At 68.0% G+C, this 3,150-nt stretch carries 8 protein-coding genes; 1 reads left to right on the forward strand and 7 read right to left on the reverse strand.

The genetic code is table 11. From position 1 onward, the window contains the following. The 7 genes from ACFWAD_RS29745 to ACFWAD_RS29775 form a co-directional block, all read right to left on the reverse strand. The coding region (locus ACFWAD_RS29745; RefSeq protein WP_378550391.1) for a hypothetical protein at positions 1-544 on the reverse strand (544 nt) is incomplete at its 3' end. 41 nt (positions 545-585) lie between these two features. Beyond that, on the reverse strand, positions 586-933 hold the full coding sequence (locus tag ACFWAD_RS29750; protein ID WP_378550394.1) for a ParB/RepB/Spo0J family partition protein: 348 nt from the start codon (positions 931-933) through the stop codon (positions 586-588). A gap of 31 nt (positions 934-964) precedes the next feature. Beyond that, positions 965-1,207: a hypothetical protein gene (locus tag ACFWAD_RS29755; RefSeq protein WP_378550397.1), complete on the reverse strand. Its 243-nt coding sequence runs from the start codon at positions 1,205-1,207 to the stop codon at positions 965-967. 149 nt (positions 1,208-1,356) lie between these two features. Next, positions 1,357-1,905, reverse strand: a complete 549-nt coding sequence (locus ACFWAD_RS29760) for a hypothetical protein (protein WP_378550400.1) — start codon at positions 1,903-1,905, stop codon at positions 1,357-1,359. Positions 1,906-2,056: 151 nt separating this feature from the next. Next, positions 2,057-2,314, reverse strand: coding sequence for a hypothetical protein (locus ACFWAD_RS29765; RefSeq protein WP_378550403.1), 258 nt, complete (start codon positions 2,312-2,314; stop codon positions 2,057-2,059). A 30-nt stretch (positions 2,315-2,344) separates the two neighbouring features. Continuing rightward, the gene (locus ACFWAD_RS29770) at positions 2,345-2,563 is read right to left on the reverse strand and encodes a hypothetical protein (RefSeq protein WP_378550406.1); all 219 of its coding nucleotides are present in this window, start codon (positions 2,561-2,563) and stop codon (positions 2,345-2,347) included. Continuing rightward, a complete protein-coding gene (locus ACFWAD_RS29775) occupies positions 2,563-2,730 on the reverse strand; it encodes a hypothetical protein (RefSeq protein ID WP_378550409.1) in 168 nt (55 codons plus the stop codon). Before ACFWAD_RS29775 ends, ACFWAD_RS29770 begins: the two co-directional genes overlap by 1 nt. Before the next feature lie 166 nt (positions 2,731-2,896). Here ACFWAD_RS29775 and ACFWAD_RS29780 point away from each other — a divergent pair. Next, on the forward strand, positions 2,897-3,150 hold a 254-nt coding region (locus ACFWAD_RS29780), incomplete at its 3' end, for a helix-turn-helix transcriptional regulator (RefSeq protein WP_378550411.1).

The following is a 3,150-nucleotide window of genomic DNA, read 5'->3' on the forward strand; positions in this document are numbered from 1 at the left end:
CTCGTCCTCCACCCCGTACGTCTCCCGCTCGTGGTGCCTCGTACGCCCGCACGGCACCCGAACTGAGCAGCTCCACGTCGTAGCCGTGCCGGTCGTACGCGATCCGCGCCTCCCGCACCCCCGGCCGCCCCATCTGCACGGAGTGCACGCCCTCGTGACACAGCACCCGCGCCACGTCCCGCAGGTCACCGCTCGACATGTCCTCGGCCTCGGCATTCAGCAGCAGCAGCGTCCCCTGGCGGCCGGGCCGGAGCACCACGTGCCCCGACGCCTCCCGCGCGTTCCGCCGGGCCGAGTCCAGAGCCTTCGACCGAACCCGCCCAGATAACCCGGGCACGAACGTCTGCTCCGCCCGGCAGGCCAGCTCCGCCAGCCCGTCCGACACGGTCAACGTCACCTCCACCGGCTCCAACCGCTGCCGCAACCGCTCCTCCAGCAGCTGCGCCATCACCGGCGCCGCCACCTCCAGGAACGGCACCACCTGACCCCGCCTCCAACCCATCCGGTAGGTCTTCACCCGCACACTCGGCCCGAACAGAGCCATCACGCATCTCCTCTGCAGATCAAAAGGTCGTCGAACGCAGGTCACAGACCCAGAAGGTGGTACGGAAACGCCGCACGCTCCATCCGCACACCGAAGGAGCGGATCCAGTACCAGTGGAAGGGGAACGTGTCGGCTCCCAGCGTCATCAACGCGACAGCCCGGTGGTGGCCATCAGCCACGTACACATCCGGATACCGATCCGAGACACCCAGGATGATCGGCTCACGCAGACTCTCCCGGCGGATCGACTCCTTGAGCTCCTCGACCTTCACCCGGTCCTTCTCGCGCTGCTCGAAGCGACGCACAGCGTCGCCCCACTTCCGGTACTCGATCGGCCGGATCTGCCGGTCGTTCAGCAGCACCGTCTTCATCTCACCGCGGTACTTCATCTCGGTTCCCTTCGTGTCGCAGGTCTGCGGATCAGGTAGTCGTCGGAGTCAGGTGGATCCCAGCGGCACGCCCCAGCAGCAGCGACCGGGCCACGGTCACCGTGGCCCCGCCGCCGAAGAGCTTCGCGAGACCGCCGGCCACCACGCCGTACACGACCGACCCGACCGTCAGCGGGTCGTGCTGCCCGCCCTTCGCCGCCGTCCACGCCGCCCAGGCCCCCACCAGGGCAGCGATCAGCGTGATGAAGGCGAGAGTCGAACGCTCAATGGACATGGCAATCCCCCCAAGGGATCAATGCGGGACAGTCAGATCAGAAACTCAGCGGCAGGCCTGGAGACCAGGGCCTGACAGCTCCCCCTCACCGCCCGACCCAACCCCGCGAGCGGGGCCGGCCGGGCGGATCAGGCAGCCCTCAGACCAGATCAGCGAGGACCGTGAACACGGGCGAACTCCGCCCCGACCGCCAGGAGCTCGGCGACCTCGGCGTAGGTCCGGCCGAGCTTCCCCGCCCAGGAGCTGTGATACGCGGTCCGCGAGCCCGTACGCTCCCTGACGACCGCGTCCAGCACCCGGGTCGTGACGACCCAGGTGTCGTCATCACTCACCGCGCTGTACTTCACGTCCGCCAGCGCCTCGACCAGCGTCCGCTGCTTCTCGACACCGATCGCCTCCCGGACCACGCGCAGCAGCTGGCGGACCATCTCCTTGACCGACAAGGACTCCTCGTCGGCCGGAACCGGCGACGGTCCGTCCTCGACGTGCTGGCGCACCCACCCGTCCCGCTCCAGGAGCACCGCGGCGGCCTCCAGGTGACGGGCCACCGCCGCACCGTCGACCAGCTCGCCGGACCAGCCGATCCAGTCGTCCTCCTTGATGAGGCCGGCGGCCTCACGCAGAACGGTGTCGAGCGGCATAACGTTCGAGTCGAGGATGGTAGAAGGGGCGGTGGCGGTAGCGGCCTTCTTGGCCATGGCGTTCCCCAATCAGTCGGTCGTGCGGAATCAGCTGGTGGCTCCGGAATCAGTCGACGGTCCAGGCTGTCCGGTTCCCCCTCACCGCCCGACCAGACCCCCGAGAGCGGGGCCGGGCCGAGCGGATCAGGCAACCGTCAGAAGCAACCCGTCAGCCGCGGTCCCGGCGGGGGAAGGTGCGGTGGAAACGGGCCCCGTCACCGTCAGCCTCGACGACCTTCCGCGCGTACTCCGCAACCTCCCGGCCCCGGGCCTCCCGGCCCTCCGTGGTCAGAGCTGCGGCGAACGTCCCGGTCCGGAACGTCGACATCGCCTCCCGGTCGCCCGACGCGATGGCCTGGTCCATGTCCCGGCTCATCTGACTGTTGCCCTTCACCTCGGTGAACAGATCCCGAATGCGATTCAGCATGACGATCTCCCTCTACTCGGATTCGGACTATCAGCGCCGGACAGAACGCCGACGGCGCTTCTTGCTCAGGGCCTGGGCCATCCCGTACTGGAAGGCGCCATAGGCCAGGACCGCCCCAGCCACGAACGTCACCACCGGGACCAGCGGCTGGCCGAGGACCAGCACGACCGCCAGGCCCGCCAGCAGAGCCACGACCGCCGAGGCGCGGTCCACGAGCTTGCGCACCGGAGCCGGCACCCGCGCAGCCATCAGCCCTCCACCCCGTCCAGCGCCGCGTCGTCGGAACCGGCCAGCTGCACCGGCTGCGTCACGGGGCCCAGGCCCAGGTCCGGCGCGCCGTACTCCCATGTCGGAGCCGACGAACCCCTCTCCCGCGTCGAGTCGTAGTCCTGCTGGGCGTTTTCCTCTGAGGTCACTGCGCTCTCCCGGTCATGTAGTGCGCGGATGTAGCCTCGGTTGTTGTCCTACGTGATCGGTGCTGAGACGCTAGAAGGTAGTCATCACAACCATGTAGCCACGTTGTGTTGCCACACGAAGTTAAGCATAGATGTTGCCTCATGTGAAAGGTGCTGGTGTAAGGTCATGTCTAAGAAGAGCGCAGAGGAGGGCGACATGTTCCACGAGGCGATCGTGGCGAAGATCCGTGAGATCGAGGGTGAGCCGAAGCCGGCGGCGGACGGCCTGCCTGTGCCGGCGGAGAGGGCTCAGATTCGGAAAGCGGCGAAGTGGAAGCAGACCGATGTTGCTGAGCTGATCGGGGTGCACCGGCTCACGGTCAGCGCGTGGGAGCGAGGTGAGTCTGAGCCGACCGGAGAGGCACGGAGTAAGTACGTGCC

The sequence above is a fragment of the Rhodococcus sp. NPDC059969 genome, from assembly GCF_042738325.1.
In the GTDB taxonomy this organism is placed as follows: domain Bacteria; phylum Actinomycetota; class Actinomycetes; order Mycobacteriales; family Mycobacteriaceae; genus Rhodococcus_F.

Bases quoted from the DNA above. Each gene is read 5' to 3' on its own strand.
- ACFWAD_RS29750 (WP_378550394.1), bottom strand. From the start codon at position 933: ATGAAGTACCGCGGTGAGATGAAGACGGTGCTGCTGAACGACCGGCAG.
- ACFWAD_RS29765 (WP_378550403.1), bottom strand. From the start codon at position 2,314: ATGCTGAATCGCATTCGGGATCTGTTCACCGAGGTGAAGGGCAACAGT.
- ACFWAD_RS29770 (WP_378550406.1), bottom strand. From the start codon at position 2,563: ATGGCTGCGCGGGTGCCGGCTCCGGTGCGCAAGCTCGTGGACCGCGCC.
- ACFWAD_RS29760 (WP_378550400.1), bottom strand. From the start codon at position 1,905: ATGGCCAAGAAGGCCGCTACCGCCACCGCCCCTTCTACCATCCTCGAC.
- ACFWAD_RS29755 (WP_378550397.1), bottom strand. From the start codon at position 1,207: ATGTCCATTGAGCGTTCGACTCTCGCCTTCATCACGCTGATCGCTGCC.